The sequence below is a fragment of the Deltaproteobacteria bacterium genome (genome assembly GCA_016213065.1).
Classification (GTDB): domain Bacteria; phylum UBA10199; class UBA10199; order SPLOWO2-01-44-7; family SPLOWO2-01-44-7; genus JACRBV01.
This window is the reverse complement of sequence record JACRBV010000032.1, coordinates 1-2,315: the sequence shown is the minus strand read 5'-3', so window position 1 is coordinate 2,315 and position 2,315 is coordinate 1. Positions and strand designations below refer to the sequence as shown.

General features: G+C 46.6%; 4 protein-coding genes. All 4 read left to right on the top strand.

The genetic code is table 11. From position 1 onward, the window contains the following. The first annotated feature begins 43 nt into the window (after nt 1-43). A complete protein-coding gene (locus HY877_01700; protein MBI5298997.1) occupies nt 44-397 on the top strand; it encodes a cytochrome c in 354 nt (117 codons plus the stop codon). A 5-nt stretch (nt 398-402) separates the two neighbouring features. Beyond that, the gene (locus tag HY877_01695; protein ID MBI5298996.1) at nt 403-1,086 is read left to right on the top strand and encodes an ABC transporter ATP-binding protein; all 684 of its coding nucleotides are present in this window, start codon (nt 403-405) and stop codon (nt 1,084-1,086) included. Beyond that, a complete protein-coding gene (locus tag HY877_01690; protein ID MBI5298995.1) occupies nt 1,083-1,760 on the top strand; it encodes a heme exporter protein CcmB in 678 nt (225 codons plus the stop codon). Before HY877_01695 ends, HY877_01690 begins: the two co-directional genes overlap by 4 nt. Nucleotides 1,761-1,812: 52 nt before the next feature. Continuing rightward, on the top strand, nt 1,813-2,315 hold a 503-nt coding region (gene ccsA / locus HY877_01685; GenBank protein MBI5298994.1), incomplete at its 3' end, for a cytochrome c biogenesis protein CcsA.

Sequence of the window (2,315 nt, the reverse complement as noted above, 5' to 3'; positions counted from 1 at the left end):
TTCCGATGAATGGCTTGCTGAACATTTTCGTAAACCCCAGCATATGGTCCACAGTTCCACAATGCCGGAACTCAATCTTCTGGATGAAGAAATTCAGGCGCTTATCGCCTATCTCAGAAATATTGGTGGCGGAGGTATTTCCTATGCCAAGGCGGCAAAAATATTCGAAGAAAATTGCCAGACTTGCCACCGCCTGAGAGGGCGTGGGGGTGATATGGGTCCACGCCTTGATGGCATAGGAAACTTCCATAACGGAGATTGGATGAAGCAATATATTCAAAATCCCCAGTCGGTGAACAAAGATTCCGAAATGCCCGGTTTTGAGTCAACGCTGAATCCAGAAGATATTGAAACTCTGGCCCGCTTCCTCTCCTCTCAAAAAGGGGAAAACCGTTAATTCTTATGTCCGGCAATATTTTGGAACTGAAGGGTTTAGGGCACCGCTACATTACCAACTGGGCGTTGGTAAATGTTTCTCTTTCTTCCACATCAAAAGATGTGATCGCGATTCTTGGTCCCAATGGTTGTGGTAAATCCACACTTCTCAAAATCCTCTCAACGCGGCTGGACCCCACATGCGGCGAGGGAACACTTTTGGGGCTTGACCTGAAACAAGACAATCTTGAAATCAGAACGAAGGTGGAGTGGTTGGGACATGAACTGGGTTTTTACAAAGCACTGACGGCAGAGGAAAACCTCAAGTTTTCCATGAGTCTTTGTGGAAAAAAAGCTGACAGAGAAACAATTTCTGAAGTTCTCGCAAAAATGGGCATCGTGAAATGGAGACATAAAGCGGTTGGTCTGTTTTCCACGGGTATGAAAAAAAGGTTGGCGTTGGCGCGGGTTTTACTTCGCCAACCCAAGGCAATTTTACTCGATGAACCCCACGCCAATCTGGACCGCGACGGAAAACAGTTGATGAATGCCTGTATCCTTCACTGGAAGAAGCAGGGTGTCCCCGTTTTTTTTGCGTCGCACGATCATTCCGAAGTGCTTCCCCTGTGCGATAAGGCGTTGGTATTGAATCACGGGACCGTTGCCTATTTTGGTGACCCCCAAACAATTCCATCGGATGTTATTTTATGAATTTTTTACACTGTCTCTTTGCTGTTTGTCATAAAGACCTTCTTTCTGAGCTTCGCAAAAGAGAGATCATCAACAACATCCTTTTTTTCAGCGTTTTGATTATTTTTATTTTCAGTTTTGCCATGGGAACGGATCCCATGCTGTTGAAGAGTCTGGCTCCGGGGCTTTTGTGGCTCGTGGTGCTTTTCAGCGCGGTTTTGTCGCTCGAGAGATCTTTTCAGGCCGAGGCCGAAGAAGGGTGTCTGGACCGTCTTGTGTTGTATACCGTCAGCCATCGCGCCGTCTTTCTCGGCAAAATGATCACCAATTTTCTTTTCATCGCGATTGTGCAAGTCATCGTTCTTTTTATGATGATGATTCTTTTTGATCTGGATTGGTTTCAGAATCCTCTGCTTTTAGCGGCCGTTATTTTTTTGGGGGATTTAGGGATTGCAACGCTTGGAACTTTTTATTCCGCCCTGATTACCAAGACCAGAGCGAGGCAGGTGATGCTTCCGCTTTTGCTTTTTCCAATGTTGATCCCCTTGCTCTTGGCCTCTGTTTGTGTTACCCAAGCGGCCTTGGAAGGGGACGTATTCGGTCAATCAAGACCGTGGCTGGTGATGCTCCTTCTTTATGACACCATATTTTTTGCCGCAAGCCTCATGGTCTCCGGACCGTTGATGGAGGCTTGAAGAAAGGACTATGGACCATGGACCAAACAGCGAGCCCCTGAAAAGGACACTTATGAAATATATTTTTATCGTTCTTGTCATTGCTTTTTTTGTTTTCGCACAAATATGGGGACTCTTTTTTGCCCCCGCGGATCAACTCATGGGTTTTGTGCAAAAACTCATGTACGTGCATGTCCCCGCCGCGTGGACTTCCTTCATCGCCTTCTTTATTGTCTTTGTTTCCAGCATTCTCTATCTGCTCCGAAAGAAAATTTTTTGGGACCATCTGGCTTCGGCCAGTGCTGAGGTTGGCGTTGTCTTTACAGCTTTGACTTTGAGCCTTGGTTCCATCTGGGGAAGACCCACTTGGGGAGTGTGGTGGACATGGGATGCGAGACTCACCACCACCGCCATTTTGCTTTTTCTCTACACCGGTTACATTATTTTCAGGGCTTTCATTGAAGACCGCGATCAGCGTGCCAAGCTCAGCGGTCCTTTGGGGATTCTCATTTTTCTCAATGTTCCCATTGTTTATCTTTCCGTCAAATGGTGGAGGACTCTTCATCAGGTGCAATC

What these genes read in the sequence shown, in the direction of transcription:
- HY877_01700 (MBI5298997.1), top strand. Translation starts at nt 44, where the DNA reads ATGGTCCACAGTTCCACAATGCCGGAACTCAATCTTCTGGATGAAGAA.
- HY877_01695 (MBI5298996.1), top strand. Translation starts at nt 403, where the DNA reads ATGTCCGGCAATATTTTGGAACTGAAGGGTTTAGGGCACCGCTACATT.
- HY877_01690 (MBI5298995.1), top strand. Translation starts at nt 1,083, where the DNA reads ATGAATTTTTTACACTGTCTCTTTGCTGTTTGTCATAAAGACCTTCTT.